At 38.5% G+C, this 18426-nt stretch carries 16 protein-coding genes and 1 tRNA gene; 16 read left to right on the top strand and 1 reads right to left on the bottom strand.

Annotation, left to right across the window (positions count from 1 at the left end; genetic code table 11):
• Positions 1-217: 217 nt before the first annotated feature.
• The 15 genes from mraZ (at position 218) to JM83_RS02975 (ending at position 16425) form a co-directional block, all read left to right on the top strand.
• The gene (gene mraZ / locus JM83_RS03045) at positions 218-685 is read left to right on the top strand and encodes a division/cell wall cluster transcriptional repressor MraZ (RefSeq protein WP_144959258.1); all 468 of its coding nucleotides are present in this window, start codon (positions 218-220) and stop codon (positions 683-685) included.
• The gene (rsmH, locus tag JM83_RS03040; RefSeq protein ID WP_144959256.1) at positions 672-1568 is read left to right on the top strand and encodes a 16S rRNA (cytosine(1402)-N(4))-methyltransferase RsmH; all 897 of its coding nucleotides are present in this window, start codon (positions 672-674) and stop codon (positions 1566-1568) included. Before mraZ ends, rsmH begins: the two co-directional genes overlap by 14 nt.
• A gap of 39 nt (positions 1569-1607) precedes the next feature.
• Positions 1608-1925, top strand: a complete 318-nt coding sequence (locus JM83_RS03035) for an FtsL-like putative cell division protein (RefSeq protein ID WP_144959254.1) — start codon at positions 1608-1610, stop codon at positions 1923-1925.
• An 8-nt stretch (positions 1926-1933) separates the two neighbouring features.
• Entirely contained in the window at positions 1934-3940 is a 2007-nt protein-coding gene (locus JM83_RS03030) for a penicillin-binding protein (RefSeq protein WP_144959252.1), read from the top strand.
• Positions 3937-5400, top strand: a complete 1464-nt coding sequence (locus tag JM83_RS03025; protein WP_144959250.1) for a UDP-N-acetylmuramoyl-L-alanyl-D-glutamate--2,6-diaminopimelate ligase — start codon at positions 3937-3939, stop codon at positions 5398-5400. Before JM83_RS03030 ends, JM83_RS03025 begins: the two co-directional genes overlap by 4 nt.
• A gap of 38 nt (positions 5401-5438) precedes the next feature.
• Positions 5439-6674, top strand: a complete 1236-nt coding sequence (gene mraY / locus JM83_RS03020; protein WP_144959248.1) for a phospho-N-acetylmuramoyl-pentapeptide-transferase — start codon at positions 5439-5441, stop codon at positions 6672-6674.
• Between the two features lies 1 nt (position 6675).
• Positions 6676-8019: a UDP-N-acetylmuramoyl-L-alanine--D-glutamate ligase gene (murD, locus tag JM83_RS03015; RefSeq protein WP_144959246.1), complete on the top strand. Its 1344-nt coding sequence runs from the start codon at positions 6676-6678 to the stop codon at positions 8017-8019.
• A gap of 19 nt (positions 8020-8038) precedes the next feature.
• Complete coding sequence (locus JM83_RS03010; RefSeq protein WP_144959244.1) at positions 8039-9250, top strand: FtsW/RodA/SpoVE family cell cycle protein; 1212 nt, start codon at positions 8039-8041, stop codon at positions 9248-9250.
• Positions 9247-10353 carry an undecaprenyldiphospho-muramoylpentapeptide beta-N-acetylglucosaminyltransferase gene (murG, locus tag JM83_RS03005; protein WP_144959242.1) on the top strand — a complete coding sequence of 369 codons (1107 nt, stop codon included), beginning with the start codon at positions 9247-9249 and terminating at the stop codon, positions 10351-10353. The genes JM83_RS03010 and murG overlap by 4 nt, the downstream gene beginning before the upstream one ends.
• Positions 10353-11708: a UDP-N-acetylmuramate--L-alanine ligase gene (gene murC / locus JM83_RS03000; RefSeq protein ID WP_144959240.1), complete on the top strand. Its 1356-nt coding sequence runs from the start codon at positions 10353-10355 to the stop codon at positions 11706-11708. The genes murG and murC overlap by 1 nt, the downstream gene beginning before the upstream one ends.
• Positions 11698-12414: a cell division protein FtsQ/DivIB gene (locus tag JM83_RS02995; protein ID WP_144959238.1), complete on the top strand. Its 717-nt coding sequence runs from the start codon at positions 11698-11700 to the stop codon at positions 12412-12414. Before murC ends, JM83_RS02995 begins: the two co-directional genes overlap by 11 nt.
• A gap of 3 nt (positions 12415-12417) precedes the next feature.
• A complete protein-coding gene (gene ftsA, locus JM83_RS02990; RefSeq protein WP_144959236.1) occupies positions 12418-13764 on the top strand; it encodes a cell division protein FtsA in 1347 nt (448 codons plus the stop codon).
• A gap of 27 nt (positions 13765-13791) precedes the next feature.
• Positions 13792-15756 carry a cell division protein FtsZ gene (gene ftsZ, locus JM83_RS02985; RefSeq protein ID WP_144959234.1) on the top strand — a complete coding sequence of 655 codons (1965 nt, stop codon included), beginning with the start codon at positions 13792-13794 and terminating at the stop codon, positions 15754-15756.
• 91 nt (positions 15757-15847) lie between these two features.
• Complete coding sequence (locus JM83_RS02980; RefSeq protein ID WP_144959232.1) at positions 15848-16300, top strand: GatB/YqeY domain-containing protein; 453 nt, start codon at positions 15848-15850, stop codon at positions 16298-16300.
• A gap of 51 nt (positions 16301-16351) precedes the next feature.
• Positions 16352-16425: transfer RNA gene (locus JM83_RS02975), tRNA-Arg, on the top strand.
• Here JM83_RS02975 and JM83_RS02970 read toward each other — a convergent pair.
• Complete coding sequence (locus JM83_RS02970; protein ID WP_144959230.1) at positions 16423-16878, bottom strand: BLUF domain-containing protein; 456 nt, start codon at positions 16876-16878, stop codon at positions 16423-16425. The genes JM83_RS02975 and JM83_RS02970 overlap by 3 nt on opposite strands.
• 138 nt (positions 16879-17016) lie before the next feature.
• Here JM83_RS02970 and JM83_RS02965 point away from each other — a divergent pair, with 138 nt between their 5' ends.
• Positions 17017-18420: an alanine/glycine:cation symporter family protein gene (locus JM83_RS02965; protein ID WP_144959229.1), complete on the top strand. Its 1404-nt coding sequence runs from the start codon at positions 17017-17019 to the stop codon at positions 18418-18420.
• The last annotated feature ends 6 nt before the right edge of the window (positions 18421-18426 follow it).

Below are 18426 nucleotides of genomic sequence, written 5' to 3'. Positions count from 1 at the left end.
GCTTTATTGAGGAACGCATTTCCGGTTTAAAAAAACAAATTTTTCCTATTAAAATTCACCTAAAATTTTCAAAAAAAACCAAGCGTCTGAAACATAATGAACTAGGTGTATTTAGAAGTGTTTCAGTACAATAGGTGGAAAAACTTATCAACAAAGTGGTAAAATGTGGTAAAATGTGGTAATAATTTCAATATATTTGACTCTATAAAGTTATTGAGTGGTAAATCTAATTGGAACATACGAGTGTAAAGTTGATGCGAAAGGGCGCCTTATGGTTCCGGCTGCATTAAAAAAACAGCTGACACCGGTTTTGCAGGAAGGTTTTGTTTTGAAAAGATCTGTTTTTCAGCCTTGTTTGGAATTATATCCAATGGAGGAATGGAACGAAATGATGAAAAAGATCAATGGATTGAACAGGTTCAAGAAGAAGAACAATGATTTTATACGAAGATTTACAGCAGGTGTTAAAACGGTGGAAGTAGATGCAAATGGACGTTTATTGATCCCCAAAGATCTTTTTGGTTTTGCTGAAATGGATAAGGAGATCGTTCTTTCTTCTGCAATTAACATTATTGAGATCTGGGATAAAGATAAATATGAAAACACCATAGATGCTTCTGCCGATGATTTTGCAGATTTAGCTGAAGAAGTTATGGGCAATGATGATTTTAATGGAGTATCATAACCCTGTTTTATTAAAAGAATCTGTAGATGGTTTAAATATTAAGCCAGATGGAGTGTATGTAGATGTGACTTTTGGGGGCGGTGGACATTCCTCTGAGATATTGAGTCGACTGGGCGAAAAAGGAAGATTATTTGCATTCGATCAAGATGAAGATGCGTTGGATAATGCCATAGATGATCCTCGCTTCGTGCTAATAAACGAAAATTTCAGGTTCATTAAGCGTTTTTTAAGGTTCCACGGAATAAAAAAAGTGGACGGAATTCTTGGGGATTTTGGGGTTTCCTCTCATCAATTCAATGTTGCAGAGCGGGGTTTTTCAACCAGGTTCGAAGCGAAATTGGATATGAGGATGAGCAAGAAAAGCAGTTTGAGCGCTTACGAAGTGATCAACGAGTACGATCATGAGCAGCTTAAAAAATTATTCTTTGAATATGCCGATCTAAGAAATGCTGGAAAAATTGCTGCTGAGATAATTAAGGCCAGGGAAGTTGCCCCAATCGAGAGTAGTGATCAATTAAAAGTAGTGCTTAAGCCTTTTCTATTTAAGGAAAAGGAGCATAAAATATTGGCCCAGATCTATCAGGCAATTCGTATAGAGGTGAATCAAGAGATTGAGGTTCTTAAGGAATTTCTATTGCAAACCGAAGAACTGCTGGATAAAGGTGGAAGAATAAGCCTTATTTCTTATCACTCCTTAGAAGACAGGTTGGTGAAACGATATATAAGAAGTGGGCTTTTTGAAGGGGAACCTGAGAAAGATTTTTATGGAAATATAACTGTCCCGTTTAAAAAAGTAAAGGGATTAATAGTTCCTTCCGCAGAGGAAATCTATAAAAATAATAGGGCTCGAAGCGCAAAATTAAGAATAGCACTAAAGTTATAATTCTGAATAATTTCAGAAGCAACTTATAGCAAATCAAGGATGAAAAAGGGATTGTACAACATATTGAAAGCTGATTTTTTAATAAGCAACGATGCGATTAAGAACTGGCGATTTATTGTGTTCTGTACATTTCTTGCCATTATAATGATCGCTTGTTCGCATAGTGCCGAGCGCAAGGTGCACAATATAGCTAAGTTAAATACAGAGGTGCGCGAATTGCGAAGCGAATTTGTGGATATGCGTTCTGCCCTTATGAAACTTAAAATGGAATCCACCATTACCAATAAAATGGCTGCAAGAGGCGTAAAACCTTCGGAAACGCCGCCTTATAAAATAAAAATTAATATAACAGACTAAGTAGACCTTTGGCAACCAACGAAAAGCACATATTAAACCGATTGTACTTTGTAGCCGGATGTATGTTCATCTTTGCGGTGGCGGTAGCTGTGCAGTTGCTTAATATTCAGTTCGTAGAAGGGGATAAATATAAGCAGCTTTCCGAAGAGAGAACTTTAAAAAATTTCACCATTCCCGCTAATCGTGGAAACCTATATGATACCAATGGGAATTTATTGGCAACGTCCATTCCTAAGTACGATATAAGATTTGATGCGGTTACGGTAACTGATAAAAATTTTGAAGAAAACATAGTGCCTCTTTCCAAAGAGCTTTATAAAATGTTTGGTAAAAGTGCTGCTTATTGGGCCTTGTCCCTAAGAACGGCAAGGGTTAATAAGCATCGGTATTTTTTGATCGCTAGAAATTTGGGGTATTCAGATTATATGAAAGTGAAAGATTTTCCACTTTTTAACCTTGGAACCTATAAAGGCGGAATGATCGTAGAGCAACGAACTGTGCGTGAACATCCCCTTGGGGAAATTGCTGCCAGAACTGTTGGCTACGAGCGAAAGGACAAGCAAGGATATTATACAAGAGTTGGTTTAGAAGGGGCTTTTGGACCATTTCTGGAAGGAACAGATGGACATAGGCTGAAGCAAAAAATCGCGAAAGGCCAATGGAAGCCGATAAGTGATAATAATGAAGTAGAGCCAAAAGATGGGTATGATGTTATCTCTACCATAGATGTGAACATCCAGGATATAGCGCATCATGCATTGTTGGCCCAGTTAGAAAAATATGAAGCGGATCATGGAACCGTGGTGGTTATGGAAACCAAAACAGGTGAGATAAAAGCTATTTCTAACCTTGGCAGAACTTCTAAAGGAAAATATTACGAAAAGCTAAACTATGCAGTTGGCGAAACTCATGAACCAGGATCCACATTTAAATTAATGGCATTGGTGGTTGCTTTAGAGGATAAAGTGATAGATACCAGTACAATTGTGGACACGGAAAATGGAATAATGAGCGTGCGCGGTTATAAAGTAAGGGATTCACATCGCGGCGGATATGGAAAAATATCTGCGGCCAAGGCTTTTGAGGTTTCTTCGAATGTGGGAGTGGTAAAATTGATCTACGATAATTATAAAGACAAGCCCCAGAAATTCATTGATGGTTTGAATAGAATGAACCTGAACCAAAAATTAGGGATCTCTATTAAAGGAGAGGGTGAGCCGTACATTCCAAAGCCCGGTGATAAAAAATGGTCCGGACTTTCTTTGCCCTGGATGGCGTATGGCTATGGAAGTATTCAAATTACACCTTTGCAAACCTTGGCCTTTTATAATGCAATTGCAAATAATGGGGTATTGCTAAAACCCCGTTTTATCAAAGAAGTGCGGGAGTGGGATAAAGTGATAGAGAAAAATGAATTAACTGTGCTGAATCCGGCAATCTGCTCTCAAGAAACGGTAAATAAGGTGAAAGCAATGATGGAGAACGTGGTAGTACGAGGTACTGCTAAGAGCTTATATTCCTCTAATTTCTCTATGGCCGGTAAAACCGGAACTGCACAAACTGAATATTGGATGAAAGATTGGAACTCGAACAAAAGGTACATTTCTTCCTTTGTGGGGTATTTTCCTGCGGACAATCCAAAGTATACAAGCATCGTAATTATTCATAAGCCTAACAATAAAGTAGGATATTATGGAGCCGATGTTAGCGGACCGGTCTTCAAAAGAATTGCTCAAAAAATTTATACAGATACTCCTATTGAAGATACCATAGAATCTCTAAAAGTAAAAAATGATGCAAGTTCTAAAGATTTCGAAAAATACTTTGCAGCAGCCCAAAGCACTAAAAAATTGATGCCAAATGTGGTGGGAATGCCAGCTATGGATGCACTTTCTTTATTGGAAAACTTAGGATTATCGGTACGTATTAATGGCGAGGGCAAAGTGAAAAATCAATCGATCCCTGCGGGACAAAAAATCAAGAATAATCAACAAGTAGCACTTAGTTTAAGTTGAAGATATTAAAAGACATATTATATAAAGTTCCTATGGAAGCCGTAATTGGCAATACCGGGATTACCGTGAATACAATTCAATTCGATTCCAGAAAAGTTGAACTGAATGATGTGTTTGTGGCTGTAAAGGGAACTGTGTCAGATGGACATCAATTTATCACTAAGGCTGTTAATCAAGGAGCTTTGGCGGTAATCTGCCAGGAAATGCCAGAGCAAATCGTAAATGGCGTTACGTATATTCAAGTCGCAAATTCTCAAAGGACATTGGCGATCATGGCTGCCAATTATTACGATTCTCCTTCAGAGAACTTAAAATTAGTTGGAGTTACTGGTACCAATGGAAAAACTACCGTAGCTACTTTATTATACCATTTGTTCAGCAAAGCGGGATTTAAAGTTGGTTTGCTTTCTACCGTAAATATCATGGTAGGAGAAAAAACCTATGCTGCATCGCATACAACCCCAGATTCGTTGACCATCAATTCTTATTTGAAAATGATGAATGATGAGGGAGTTGAATTTTGCTTTATGGAAGTGAGTTCTCATGGGATTGCACAAGATAGGACCACAGGGCTAAAGTTTGCCGGCGGCATTTTCACCAACCTATCGCATGAGCATTTAGATTACCATAAAACCTTCGCAGAATATCGCGATGTGAAAAAGCTGTTTTTCGATCAGCTGCCAGCAACTGCTTTTGCTTTGGTAAATGGAGATGATAAAAATGGAACGGTAATGCTTCAGAATACAAAAGCTCAAAAGAAAACCTATGCATTAAAGTCTTTTGCCGATTTTAATGCGAAAATCTTGGAAAATCAATTTGGCGGATTGCTTCTGAAGATAAATGGGGATGAGGTTTGGACAAAGTTAATTGGAAATTTCAATGCCTATAACATACTGGCAATTTATGCTACAGGGGAACTGCTAGGCCTCGAAAAGCAGGAAAATTTAAGGCTTATTAGTGAGTTGAATTCTGTAAGCGGAAGATTTCAATATATGGTTTCCAATAAAAAGATCACCGCGATTGTAGATTACGCACATACTCCAGATGCGTTGAAAAATGTGCTGGAAACCATTAATGCTATTCGAACCAAAAATGAAGAATTGATTACCGTAGTTGGTTGTGGAGGAGATCGTGATAAAACTAAAAGGCCAAAAATGGGAAATATCGCTGCTGCCCTAAGCACCAAAGTGATCTTTACCAGCGATAATCCAAGAACCGAAGATCCGGAAGAAATATTGAAAGATGTTGAGGCAGGCGTAGGTCCCTTGGATTTTAAGAAAACGATGACAGTGGTTAACAGAAAACAGGCAATCAAAACTGCTTGCCAGCTGGCAAACCCAAATGATATCATTCTTATTGCAGGAAAAGGTCATGAAACCTATCAGGAGGTAAACGGAGTACGATCTGATTTTGATGATTATAAAATTGTAAATGAATTTTTAAGCCAACTTGAAAAATAGCAATTCCCAAAGAGGACAAAAGGACTAGAAGATAAGATATGTTATACTATTTGTTTGATTATTTAGATAAACGCTACCAGGTTCCTGGAGCAGGTTTGTTCGAATTTATTTCGTTCCGCTCTGCGATGGCGATTATTTTGTCCTTGGCAATATCTACCATTTATGGAAAAAAGATCATCAATTATCTTTTAAGAAAACAAGTAGGGGAAAGTGTTCGGGACCTTGGTTTAAAAGGGCAAAGTGAAAAAGCGGGAACCCCGACCATGGGTGGATTGATTATTATTATCTCCACGCTCATTCCTGTATTGTTGTTTGCGAAATTGGATAACATCTATGTCATTTTGCTGATTGTTACCACCCTTTGGATGGGAACCATTGGTTTTATAGATGATTATTTAAAAATTTTCAAAAAAGACAAAGAAGGTTTAAAAGGAATTTTTAAAGTACTGGGACAAGTTGGTCTTGGGCTTATTGTAGGTGGAACTATGTACCTGCATCCTGGAATCACGGTTAAGGAAGATACCAATAGTCCATCTTTTACAAATGAGCTCGTTGTAGATGGAGATGAAGAGGTAAAAGCTGGAGTTGAAGAGAAATCTACCACTACCACCATTCCGTTTGTAAAGAACAATGAGTTCGATTACGCAAGTTTGATCAGTTGGATCAATCCATCATTGGTTAATTATGCGTGGTTGATCTTTATCCCGATCGTGATATTTATAGTAACAGCGGTTTCCAACGGTGCAAATTTAACAGATGGGATAGATGGGCTTGCAGCCGGCTCTTCTGCTATAATTGTACTAACGCTCGGGATTTTTGCATGGGTTTCTGGTAACATTATATTTTCAGACTATCTCAATATCATGTACATCCCACGTTCTGGAGAGATGACCATATTCATTACCGCGTTTGCGGGATCCTTGGTAGGATTTTTATGGTATAATACCTATCCGGCACAAGTATTTATGGGAGATACCGGGAGTTTGACCATTGGAGGAATAATTGCCGTGATAGCAATCGCCACCCGAAAAGAATTATTGATCCCCATTTTATGCGGAATATTTCTCTTGGAAAACCTATCTGTGGTCCTACAAGTAGGATGGTTCAAGATTACCAAAAGAAAATATGGAGAAGGAAGACGAATATTTCTGATGTCCCCATTGCATCATCATTACCAGAAAAAAGGTTTGCATGAAAGCAAGATCGTAGTGAGATTTTGGATCGTTGGGATTTTCCTTGCGATCGTAACCATTATTACTTTGAAAGTTAGATAACATGAACAAAAACAAAAAAATAGCAATTCTTGGAGGCGGAGAAAGCGGTGTAGGTACTGCAATTCTTGCGCTGAAGCAGGGCTATGATGTTTTTGTTTCAGATTTTGGAAAAATAAAAGATAAGTATAAAGCAGAACTGGAAAAGCTAGGAGTAGACTGGGAAGAGGATGGACATACCGAATTCAAGATCATGGATGCTTCAGTAGTTATGAAAAGCCCCGGAATCCCAGATACAGCGCCGCTGGTTAAAAAGATCAAGGAGCAGGGGATTCCTGTTATTTCTGAAATTGAATTTGGCGCAGAATTTACTTCAGCAAAAATTATAGGGATTACCGGCAGCAACGGGAAGACCACTACAACTAAGTGGGTACATCATATCCTGAAAAATGCAGGATTAAATGTATCTATGGCAGGAAATGTAGGAGACAGTTTTGCAAAGCAGGTAGCGGGCGACCCTGTAGATTATTTCATCCTGGAGCTAAGCAGTTTCCAACTAGATGGAATAGTGGATTTTAGGCCGGATATCGCAGTACTTACCAACATTACCCCAGACCATCTTGACAGATACAATTATAACCTGGATGAATACATCGCATCTAAATTCAGAATAACAAAGAATCAGAAAGAGTCCGATTTCTTTATTTATGATGCCGATGACGAATTAATTGCAAAGTGGCTTGAATCCAATTCAGTAAAAGCCGAAAAATTGCCTTTTTCACTTCAGAAGAAACTGGAAAAAGGCGCATATGTAGAAGATAACAATATTAAAATAAACCTCAACAACACCCAATTTATTATGCCAACATCATCCTTAGCACTCGAAGGTAAGCACAACACAAAAAATGCCATGGCAGCCTCTACGGTTTCCCAATTATTAAGAATTAGAAAAGAAACCATCCGTGCGAGCATGGAGAATTTTCAAGGGGTGGAACACCGATTGGAAAAAGTGCTTAAAATCAATAACGTGATGTACGTGAACGATTCCAAGGCTACTAATACCAACGCAACTTATTATGCTTTGGAAAGTATGGAAACGGAGACGGTTTGGATCGTTGGTGGTGTGGATAAAGGAAATGTGTATTCAGAATTGTTGCCTTTGGTAAATGAAAAGGTGAAAGCGATTATTTGTCTAGGAGTAGATAATTCCAAGATTTTTGAGGCTTTTGGAAATTGTGTGGATACCATTGTGGAAACACATTCCATGAAAGAAGCTGTGGGAATGGCATATAAATTATCTGAAAGGGGAAATACGGTTTTGCTTTCTCCGGCCTGTTCAAGTTTCGATTTATTCGAAAACTATGAGGATAGGGGAAGGCAATTTAAAGAAAGCGTTAGAAACCTATAATAGTAAGAGTTAAAGCTGAATGAACAACTTGTTTTCAAATATAAAAGGTGATAAGGTTATTTGGGCCACGACCGCGTTATTGGCAATTTTTTCGTTTTTGCCGGTGTACAGTGCGAGTAGCAACCTGGCCTATTTGTATGGGGATGGAAGCACAAGTAGTTATTTAGTTGTTCATTTTTTTCATTTGGTATTGGGGTTTTGTTTGTTGTTTGCGATTCACAAAATTCCCTATCATTATTTTAAAGGCTTGTCCATATTAATGTTGCCCATTGTCTTTTTGTTGCTTATTTATACGGTTGCACAAGGCGCCACAATAGATGGCGCCAATGCGAGCAGATGGATTCAGATTCCTGTGGTAGGGGTGACATTTCAGACTTCTACCTTGGCGGCAGTGGTGCTTATGGCCTATGTAGCGAGATATTTATCGAGGATTACCGAGAAAGAAGTGACTTTTAAGGAAACGATATTGCCTTTATGGATGCCTGTTTTTGTGATTTTAATGTTGATCCTACCTGCCAACTTTTCTACTACCGCTATTATTTTCACGATGGTGATCATGCTGGTTTTTCTTGGTGGATATCCGTTGAAATATTTGGGGATTATTGTTGGAACAGGTTTGTTGTTGTTAACGATGTTCATATTAACAGCAAAAGCGTTTCCAGGTTTATTGCCTAACCGCGTGGACACATGGACCAGTAGAATAGAGAATTTTGCAAATGATGAAGATACCGAAGCCGATTACCAGATAGAAAAAGCCAAGATCGCTATTGCTAGGGGAGGAATTGCAGGAGCTGGGATTGGAAAAAGCATTCAAAGGAATTTTTTGCCACAGTCGTCTTCAGATTTTATCTATGCGATCATCGTTGAAGAAATGGGACTAATTGGAGGCTTTGGAGTAATGTTGGCTTATTTAATGCTGCTGTTTAGGATAGTGATCGTGGCAACCAAAGCAAATACAATCTTCGGAAAATTATTGGTTATTGGAGTTGGATTGCCTATTGTCTTCCAAGCATTGGTAAATATGGCGGTTGCGGTGGAATTATTTCCGGTAACAGGGCAAACCTTGCCATTGGTAAGTAGCGGGGGAACCTCTATTTGGATGACATGTTTGGCGCTGGGAATTGTGTTGAGTGTAAGTGCAAAAAGAGAAGAGGAGATAAAATTATCCGAAGAATCTGATAGGGAAAGAGAAGAAGAAAATCCTTTGGACATTTTAAGCGAAGCGATATGATGGAGAAGTTAAAAGTAATAATATCTGGTGGAGGCACAGGGGGGCATATTTATCCTGCAATCTCTATTGCCGATGAAATTATAAGGCGATATCCATCTGCTGAGATCCTATTTGTAGGAGCGAAAGATAGAATGGAAATGACCAAAGTGCCACAAGCAGGCTATAAAATCGAAGGTCTTTGGATTTCTGGGATCGATAGAAGTTTGACCACAAGAAATTTGAGCTTTCCTTTTAAGCTAATAAGCAGTCTCTGGGAATCCAGAAAAATCATCAAGAAATTTAAGCCAGATGTGGTGATAGGAACCGGTGGTTTTGCAAGTGGGCCTTTGCTGAAAGTTGCAAATACAATGAATATTCCAACCTTAATTCAGGAGCAGAATTCCTATCCTGGAATCACAAATAGGTTATTGGGAAAAAAAGCCGATGCAATTTGCACAGCGTACGATCATTTGGAAAGTTATTTTCCTTTAGAAAAAACGGTTAAAACAGGAAATCCTGTAAGACAGGATATTTTGGATGTTGCAAGCAAAAGGGAAGAAGCACGGGAATTCTTTAAACTGAAAAAGGAAGGAAAAGCCTTATTGGTATTAGGCGGAAGCTTAGGTGCTAGAAGAATAAACCAGCTAATGGAAGCTTTTGTAGATGTTTTTGAAAAAGAAGATATACAGCTTATCTGGCAAACAGGTTCTTTGTATTACGATGAATATAAAAAGTTTGACAACGAATTAGTGCAAACCCATGCTTTTTTAAGCAGAATGGATCTTGCTTATGCTGCTGCCGATGTTATCGTTTCTCGTGCCGGAGCCATTAGTGTTTCCGAATTATGCATTGTTGGGAAGCCGGTAATTTTTATTCCGTCCCCCAATGTTGCTGAAAATCATCAGGCAAAAAATGCCCTGACGGTCGCAAATGAGGATGCCGCCTATGTGTTGAATGAAAAGGATCTGGCTAAGGAATTTTCAGAAACCATATTATTGGTTTTAAAGTCCGAAAAGGTTCAAAAAAACCTTTCAGAAAACATCAAAAAATTGGCGCTACCGGGAGCAACAGCTGCTATCGTAGATACTATGGAAAAAATTATAAAGAAGCAGAAGTTAAATTAATGAATCATTTTAAAAACATAGAAAATCTTTATTTTATCGGCATCGGCGGAATAGGAATGAGCGCGTTGGCGCGATATTTCAACTCTCTAGGAAAGCAGGTTGCCGGTTACGATAAAACTTCTACCGTGCTTACAAGGGTGTTGGAAGATGAAGGGATTCATGTTTTTTATAAAGATGAAATAGGGGTAATTCCAGATAGCTTCAGAAATACAAAAAACACCTTAATTGTATATACTCCTGCAATTCCTAAGGACAGTAAGCAGTATAATTATTTTATTCAGGAGGAATTTCAGCTTAAAAAGCGGGCAGTGGTTTTAGGGATGATCACCCAAGGAGTATTCACATTGGCTGTGGCAGGAACCCACGGTAAAACCACCACGACAGCTATTTTAGGACATTTATTGAAGGAGACAGGAGCGAAGGTTACCGCATTTCTTGGTGGGATAAGTGAGGATATCCAGAGCAATCTTATTCTTAATGGGAATGAGGTGATGGTTGTGGAGGCAGATGAATTCGACAGATCGTTTTTAAATCTATCGCCAAATATTGCCGCGATCACCTCTATGGATGCCGATCATTTAGACATTTATGGCGCTCCCGAAGAGTTAATTAAATCTTTTAATGATTTCGCAGCTTTAATCCCGGAGAACGGCACCCTTTTTGTAAAGAATGGACTACCACTTCATGGGAAAACCATTGGAATTGAAGACAACGCAGATTATTCTGCTCAAAATATTATAGTAAAGAACGGAACTTATCATTTCGATCTGATCACCCCAACACAAATTATAGAAGGTTTAAAGTTTAGCCTCCCTGGCAAACACAATTTATTAAATGCTATTACTGCCCTGGCGATTGCCATTCATTATGGATCCCCAACCAATGAACTCGCCAGGGCATTAGATAGTTTTAAAGGTGTAAAACGAAGATTTACGTACAGGCTCAAATCTGAAAAGCGAATTTTAATCGATGATTATGCGCATCACCCGGCAGAAATCGCTGCCGTGCACCAAGCTGTTAGAGAAATGCACCCCGGTAAAAAGGTGATTGCAGTTTTTCAGCCGCACTTATTTAGCAGGACTAAAGATTTTGCAGATGATTTTGCCGAAAGCCTAAGTAAGTTCGATGAAGTGCGATTACTGGATATTTATCCTGCGAGGGAACTCCCAATGGAAGGGATTACTTCTGAATGGTTGTTGCAAAAAATTAAGAACCGGAACAAAAAATTAATAGAAAAAGACCAGATTATAAACGAGTTGAATCTTTCGGAAAGTCCTGTTATAGTTATGATGGGCGCTGGAGATATTGGAGAAGAGATCATTAAAGTTGAAAAATATTTTAAGGATGAAAATTAACTTCAATTATATAAAAGGTATTTTGCTACTTGCCTTGATCATCTTTTTTTATGGTTTTGCTGAAAAGCGAAATAACGATAGAAAACTGGAAAAAGTTGAAGTGCAATTCACCCAATTTGAAAACCTATATGTGTCCGAAGAATCGGTTAATAAATTGTTAATACAAAATAACATAGAGGTCTCAAGTATAGCTAAAGAAACTTTAGATTTGAATAGGGTAGAAACGCTGTTGAACAAACACGAGATGATAGAAAATGCAGAGGTATTTCTTACGCTGGATGGAATTTTAAAAACCAAAATAAGTCAACGTCGCCCTATTGGTAGGGTTTTGGGGAACAATGCATTTTATTTGGACAGATTGGGCAAAAAAATGCCACTTTCTAACCGTTATTCTGCAAGGGTTCCGGTGCTGGTGAATGTAAAAGAAAAGGATATTAAAGAAGCATTTCCTTTAGTGGATTATATTAATAAAGATCAATTTTTGACAGAGCATATTACCTCCATTACTCGTTTGAACAAGGGGGTTTATCAATTGGAGCTAAGAAAAACAGGTTTTGATATTTTCTTCGGAAAAGTGACCCGGATAGATGAGAAATTCAACAATTTTAAAGCTTTTTACAAAAAAGCGCTAAAAGATAGTTTAATAAACACTTACAAAATGGTGGATCTACAATTTGGGAATCAGGTTGTTTGCACTAAAAAATAAGGGATGGAACACAACGAAATTGCAGTAGGGCTGGATATTGGGACCACGAAGATCGTGGCCATGATAGGGCGGAAGAATGAGTACGGTAAAATGGAGATCATAGGGATTGGCAAATCCAAAAGTTTAGGTGTCCATCGCGGGGTTGTGAACAATATTACCCAAACCATTCAATCTATTCAGCAAGCCATACAGGAAGCAGAAGCAGATTCAGGATTAAAAATAGAGGAAGTGGTTGTTGGTATTGCAGGACAACATATTAGAAGTTTGCAACATAGCGATTATATCACCCGACCAAATCCAGATGAGGTAATAGATGGCGACGATATTTATACACTTTGCAACCAAGTTCATAAACTGGTGATGTTACCAGGGGAAGAGATAATTCATGTCTTGCCACAAGAATTCAAGGTAGATGGACAGGCAGAGATCAAGGAGCCAATTGGAATGTATGGTGGAAGGTTGGAAGCTAACTTTCATGTAGTAGTTGGCCAGGTTTCTTCTATAAGGAATATTGGACGATGTGTTAAAAGTGCTGGGTTGGAACTTTCAGCAGTAACCTTGGAACCATTGGCATCTGCAAATGCGGTATTGAGCCAGGAAGAAAAAGAAGCCGGGGTTGCACTAATAGATATAGGTGGGGGGACTACAGATCTTGCCATTTTTAAAGATGGAATAATTCGGCATACGGCAGTGATTCCATTTGGAGGGAATGTGATTACTGAAGATATCAAAGAAGGTTGTTCCATTATAGAAAAGCAGGCAGAACTATTAAAAATAAAATTTGGATCTGCTTGGCCAGGGGAAAATAAGGATAACGAGATTGTTTCTATTCCGGGATTACGAGGAAGAGAGCCAAAAGAGATCACCCTTAAAAACCTTTCCAAGATCATCCATGCCCGTGTAGTGGAAATTATTGAGCAAGTATATCTTGAAATTAAAAACTACGGACACGAAGAGCAAAAGAAAAAATTAATTGCCGGAATGGTAATAACCGGTGGGGGTGCCCAGTTAAAGCATTTAAAGCAATTGGCAGAATATATTACCGGAATGGATACCAGAATTGGCTATCCCAATGAGCATTTAGCAGGAGATAGCGATATTGAAACCACGAGTCCGCTTTATGCAACCGCAGTAGGATTGGTCTTGAACAGCTTAGAGCAAAAAAATGCCAAGTTTCAAAATAAGGCAGGTACAGTAAAGCAAGAAGCAATTGTAGAGGAAGGAACACATTCCTTTCATACAGAAGATGAAGAGCAAGAAACTTCTTCAGCAAAATCAAAAGCATCCAAAAAGAGCGTTTTTGATAAGTGGGCAGAAAAGTTCAAAGATTTTTTAGACAACGCAGAATAACAATATAGAACCAGTAAAACAGGATTTATGAGCAGTAAAGAATTCGAAAATATTTCATTCGATTTACCCAAAAACCAATCCAATGTGATCAAGGTTATTGGAGTAGGAGGGGGTGGTAGCAATGCCATCAACCACATGTTCCAACAAGGGATCAAGGGTGTGGATTTTATTATTTGTAATACAGATTCCCAAGCCTTGGAAAATAGCACCGTTCCAAATAAAATTCAGTTAGGGGTTCACCTAACCGAAGGATTGGGAGCTGGCGCAGACCCAAAAGTGGGGGAAAATGCAGCTATAGAAAGTAGTGAAGAGATTAAACGCATGCTTGGCACCAATACAAAAATGGTATTTATTACCGCTGGTATGGGTGGAGGAACTGGAACGGGAGCTGCGCCTGTGATCGCCAAGCAGGCCAAAGAAATGGATATCCTTACGGTGGGGATCGTTACAATTCCTTTTCAGTTTGAAGGGAAAATGCGAAATGAACAGGCGCAACTGGGAGTAGAAAACCTGCGCAGGCATGTAGATTCGTTAATTGTTATTAATAATAATAAATTAAGGGAGGTTTATGGAAACCTCGGCTTTAAAGCTGGATTTTCCAAAGCCGATGAGGTTTTGGCAACTGCTTCTAGGGGAATTGCCGAAGTTATTACTCATCACTATACACAAAACATCGATTTACGTGATGCCAAAACGGTTCTTAGTAACAGTGGTACTGCTATTATGGGGTCCGCATCTGCATCTGGAGCAAGTAGGGCAAATGACGCGATCATTAAAGCTTTAGATTCTCCGTTATTGAATGACAACAAAATTAAAGGCGCTCAAAATGTGTTGCTATTGATCGTCTCTGGATCTGAAGAAATCACCATAGATGAAATTGGGGAAATCAACGATCATATCCAGAACGAAGCTGGACATAGTGCCAATATTATTATGGGGGTTGGTGAAGATGAAGCTTTGGAAGATGCAATTGCAGTAACGATTATTGCTACGGGTTTTAATGTAGAGCAGCAAAATGAAATTGTAAATACCGAAACCAAAAAGATTATCCATACCCTGGAAGACGAACAAAAAGCGGTGCATAATTTTGGTCAGAATAAGTTTCAAAGACCTACGCAAATTGAAGAAGCTCCAGAAGAGGTAAATGAGCAAAAGATCGTTCATACCTTAGGGGAAGATGAAGATACTGAAGCCCAAGAAATAAAAGAAAACCTACGCACCCCGCCAAGTGCCAGGAACATGGAAGTGGAATACGAAGAAGTGTCTTACAAGGAAGATGATTTTATAATCACAGATACTTCAGCTAAAATAAATAAACTGGAGAAGCAAGAAAAAGAAGATTTAAACGATGATGCTGAAGATCAGTTCATGTTTACTTTCGATTTTCCTATAAATCAGCAACAAGAAGAACCTAACGAAGAAACCAAAAAGCCTCAAGCTAAAGAGCCTGAGAAGCCAAAGACTAGCAAGATCATCCACGATCTTCATGAGGAGGCTAGGGATATGGAAGTAAATGAGCCTATAGAGATCATTCCCGTAACCGAAAACTCTTCAACAGGAGAAAAGCGTTATAGTTTAGATGACTATATGGAAGTAGAGCAAATGCTTAAAAAGTCGAAACCTGTTCAGAAAAAAGATAAAGACGAAGAGGAAGAAGCTGTGGTTTTTGAAAAGAAAACGGTAGCTCCAGAGCCATCTAGAAAAACTTCTGAAGATGATGAGAATGATCCTTTTGACAACCCTATTTCTGAAGGTTTGATAGAAAGGGCTGCAGAAAGAAGAGCTAAGATGAAAGAATTCAACTATAAGTTTCGAAGCAACACTGCTCAAATAGATGAAATTGAAAAGCAGCCGGCATATAAACGTGCAGGCATAGATTTGGACAATTCCAGAAAAGCAGAAGAGAAGCTTTCCAGAACCACCTTGGGTGGCGATAATGACGATCTTAAGTTTAGAAGTAACAATTCGTTTCTACACGATAACGTAGACTAAACTTAAAATTACCCTAACAATAAACCTGAGATTCCCCCACGAATTTCAGGTTTTATTTTTATATTCGCAGTCTTAAATCAACACACTTGTTATGAGTTTACAAGACCAGGTAATGACCGAATTGAAGGCAGCGATGCGAGCTAAGGACGCGGTGAAATTAGAGGCTCTTCGTGCCATTAAAAGTGGAATATTATTGGCGCAAACCGAGAGTGGTTCTAAAGAGGAAATCACAGAGGAAGAGGAGTTGAAGTTATTGCAGAAATTGGTAAAACAACGCAAGGACAGTGCTGCTATTTACAAGGAACAAAATAGAGAAGATCTGGCACAACCAGAACTGGATCAAGCCGCAGTGATCGAGCAGTTTTTACCAGCCCAGTTAAGCGAGGCAGAAATAGAACAAAAAGTAAAAGACATCATTGCTAAAACCGGAGCTTCAGGAATGAAGGATATGGGAAAAGTGATGGGAATGGCTTCTGGGGAATTGGCAGGAAAAGCTGATGGAAAAACCATCTCTATGATTGTTAAAAGAGAACTGAGCAATTAACAATAAGCAATAAACAATGATCATTGGTAATTGTTAATTGATTATTGAATTGGCCGCGTGGCGCAACTGAATAGCGCATCAGATTTCGGCTCTGAGGGTTGGGGGTTTGAATCCCTTCGCGGTCACAGAAAAATCCGTAGCGAAAGCTGCGGATTTTTTATTTTAATATCATTAAAAATTCCATATGGATCGAGCAATCTTTTTAATTTCTCGTGGGTGGAATTGAATTTATTGCTTTCCAAGTAAGAAATGATCTTTTTAAGGTCTTCAGTGTTCTTAATAGTGTTGAACTTGCTGCTATATTCATTAAAAACGGAACCTGGATATTCCTTTTCTATATCCACAAAAATATTCTTGTGCCTTGGGTCTAATTTTATTTGATTATAAAATAGATCGTTGATAGTTTCTTTATTATCCTCCAAAATTTGAAAAATATTACCAGAACCAGAACTAAAAAGCAAAATACCTTTTATGTTTTTGGAATTGTTAAATGAAGTTACCTGTTCAAAGAGTATATTAATATCTTTTTCAACTAAATTTTTACTTGCATTACTTACGTAACAAATAGTATGGAACATGAGTAAATTTAATTGTTTGTTTAGTAATAACTTGAGTAAATATACTCGTTTTAATTAGCTTAATTAGATAGATCAAAATTACCAGTAGTCACTCTGTTTATTATATTTGCTTACAAAGTACCAATACCCCATTTATTTATGACTAAAATAGACGCATTTATTGCCGATTTTGCCTCATTTGTATGGGGACTTCCTCTTTTAATATTACTAATTGGTGGTGGATTCTACCTTCTGGTTATTTCAAAATTTCTTCCTTTTAGATATTTGGGTCATGCCTTGCAAGTATTACGTGGCAAGTACGATAATCCAGATGATCCTGGAGAAATTAGTCATTTTCAGGCATTATCTACAGCACTATCGGCTACGGTGGGGATGGGAAATATTGCAGGGGTTGCTGTGGCAATAGCCATTGGAGGTCCCGGAGCCATTTTCTGGCTGTGGGTAAGCGCCATTATAGGGATGGCAACAAAATTCTTCACCAATAGTTTAGCGGTTATGTACCGAGGGAAGGATTCTCATGGAAAAATCCAGGGTGGACCTATGTACTTTATCATGGAAGGATTGGGCAAAAGATGGAAGGCCTTGGCCGTGATGTTTAGTGTTGCAGGATTGGTAGGAGCCCTTCCGGTTTTTAATGTGAATCAGTTAACGCAAGCTATTAATTTTATCCTCTTAGAGCCAAATGGGGTAGAAGTAGGTTTTGGGTCTAATTTAATTATTGGATTAATTTTAGTGACTATCACTTCCATAGTGATCTTTGGTGGACTTTCAAGGATCAGTAAAACTGTTTCTAAACTAGTGCCCTTAATGGTAGTGATGTATTTTGCTTCGGTACTTATTATTTTATTCGTGAACTTAGATCAGGTACCTTATTATTTAGGTTTGATATTTACCGATGCTTTTGCTGCAAACAACTTTACCGGAGATTCATTTTTAGGAGGGGTTTTAGGTGGACTTATAATTTTAGGAATCCGTAGGGGAGCATTTTCCAACGAAGCAGGAATTGGAACTGCACCCATGGCGCATGGAGCGGCCAAGACGAACGAGCCGATTCGGGAAGGATTGGTAGCTATGCTCGGTCCAGCCATAGATACATTGGTGGTTTGTACATTAACCGCATTGGCGATCTTGGTTACCGGGGTTTGGCAGACTTCAGACCAAAATGGGGTGAGTTTAACGGCTGCCGCTTTTAATGATGCGATGCCTGTATATGGGAATTATATATTGCTGATCTGTATCGCATTTTTCAGTATTTCTTCTTTGTTCTCCTATTCTTACTATGGAACAAAATGTCTTTCATTCTTGATGGGAGCCGATAAGAAGCATTATTATAATTACTTCTATATCTTGAGTATTCTAATGGGAGCGACCACCACATTAAGCATGATGATCAATTTGATTGACGGCTTCTTTGCCTTAATGGCAATCCCAACAATGATCTCAACCTTGATCCTCGCTCCAAAAGTCTTAAAAGCAGCTAAGGACTATTTTAGAAGAATGGATCTTAGGAAGAGAGAAGTGATGGAAACTGTGAGGGATTAGTGTGTT

The organism is Gillisia sp. Hel_I_86, assembly GCF_007827275.1.
Taxonomy (GTDB): Bacteria; Bacteroidota; Bacteroidia; order Flavobacteriales; family Flavobacteriaceae; genus Gillisia.
The sequence above is the reverse complement of the archived record's forward strand: the minus strand, read 5'-3'. Positions and strand labels throughout refer to the sequence as shown.

Excerpts from the sequence above, each read along its gene's own strand:
- rsmH (WP_144959256.1), top strand. The coding sequence starts at position 672 with ATGGAGTATCATAACCCTGTTTTATTAAAAGAATCTGTAGATGGTTTA.
- JM83_RS03035 (WP_144959254.1), top strand. The coding sequence starts at position 1,608 with ATGAAAAAGGGATTGTACAACATATTGAAAGCTGATTTTTTAATAAGC.
- mraY (WP_144959248.1), top strand. The coding sequence starts at position 5,439 with ATGTTATACTATTTGTTTGATTATTTAGATAAACGCTACCAGGTTCCT.
- murD (WP_144959246.1), top strand. The coding sequence starts at position 6,676 with ATGAACAAAAACAAAAAAATAGCAATTCTTGGAGGCGGAGAAAGCGGT.
- JM83_RS03010 (WP_144959244.1), top strand. The coding sequence starts at position 8,039 with ATGAACAACTTGTTTTCAAATATAAAAGGTGATAAGGTTATTTGGGCC.
- murG (WP_144959242.1), top strand. The coding sequence starts at position 9,247 with ATGATGGAGAAGTTAAAAGTAATAATATCTGGTGGAGGCACAGGGGGG.
- murC (WP_144959240.1), top strand. The coding sequence starts at position 10,353 with ATGAATCATTTTAAAAACATAGAAAATCTTTATTTTATCGGCATCGGC.
- JM83_RS02995 (WP_144959238.1), top strand. The coding sequence starts at position 11,698 with ATGAAAATTAACTTCAATTATATAAAAGGTATTTTGCTACTTGCCTTG.
- ftsA (WP_144959236.1), top strand. The coding sequence starts at position 12,418 with ATGGAACACAACGAAATTGCAGTAGGGCTGGATATTGGGACCACGAAG.
- ftsZ (WP_144959234.1), top strand. The coding sequence starts at position 13,792 with ATGAGCAGTAAAGAATTCGAAAATATTTCATTCGATTTACCCAAAAAC.
- JM83_RS02980 (WP_144959232.1), top strand. The coding sequence starts at position 15,848 with ATGAGTTTACAAGACCAGGTAATGACCGAATTGAAGGCAGCGATGCGA.
- JM83_RS02970 (WP_144959230.1), bottom strand. The coding sequence starts at position 16,878 with ATGTTCCATACTATTTGTTACGTAAGTAATGCAAGTAAAAATTTAGTT.
- JM83_RS02965 (WP_144959229.1), top strand. The coding sequence starts at position 17,017 with ATGACTAAAATAGACGCATTTATTGCCGATTTTGCCTCATTTGTATGG.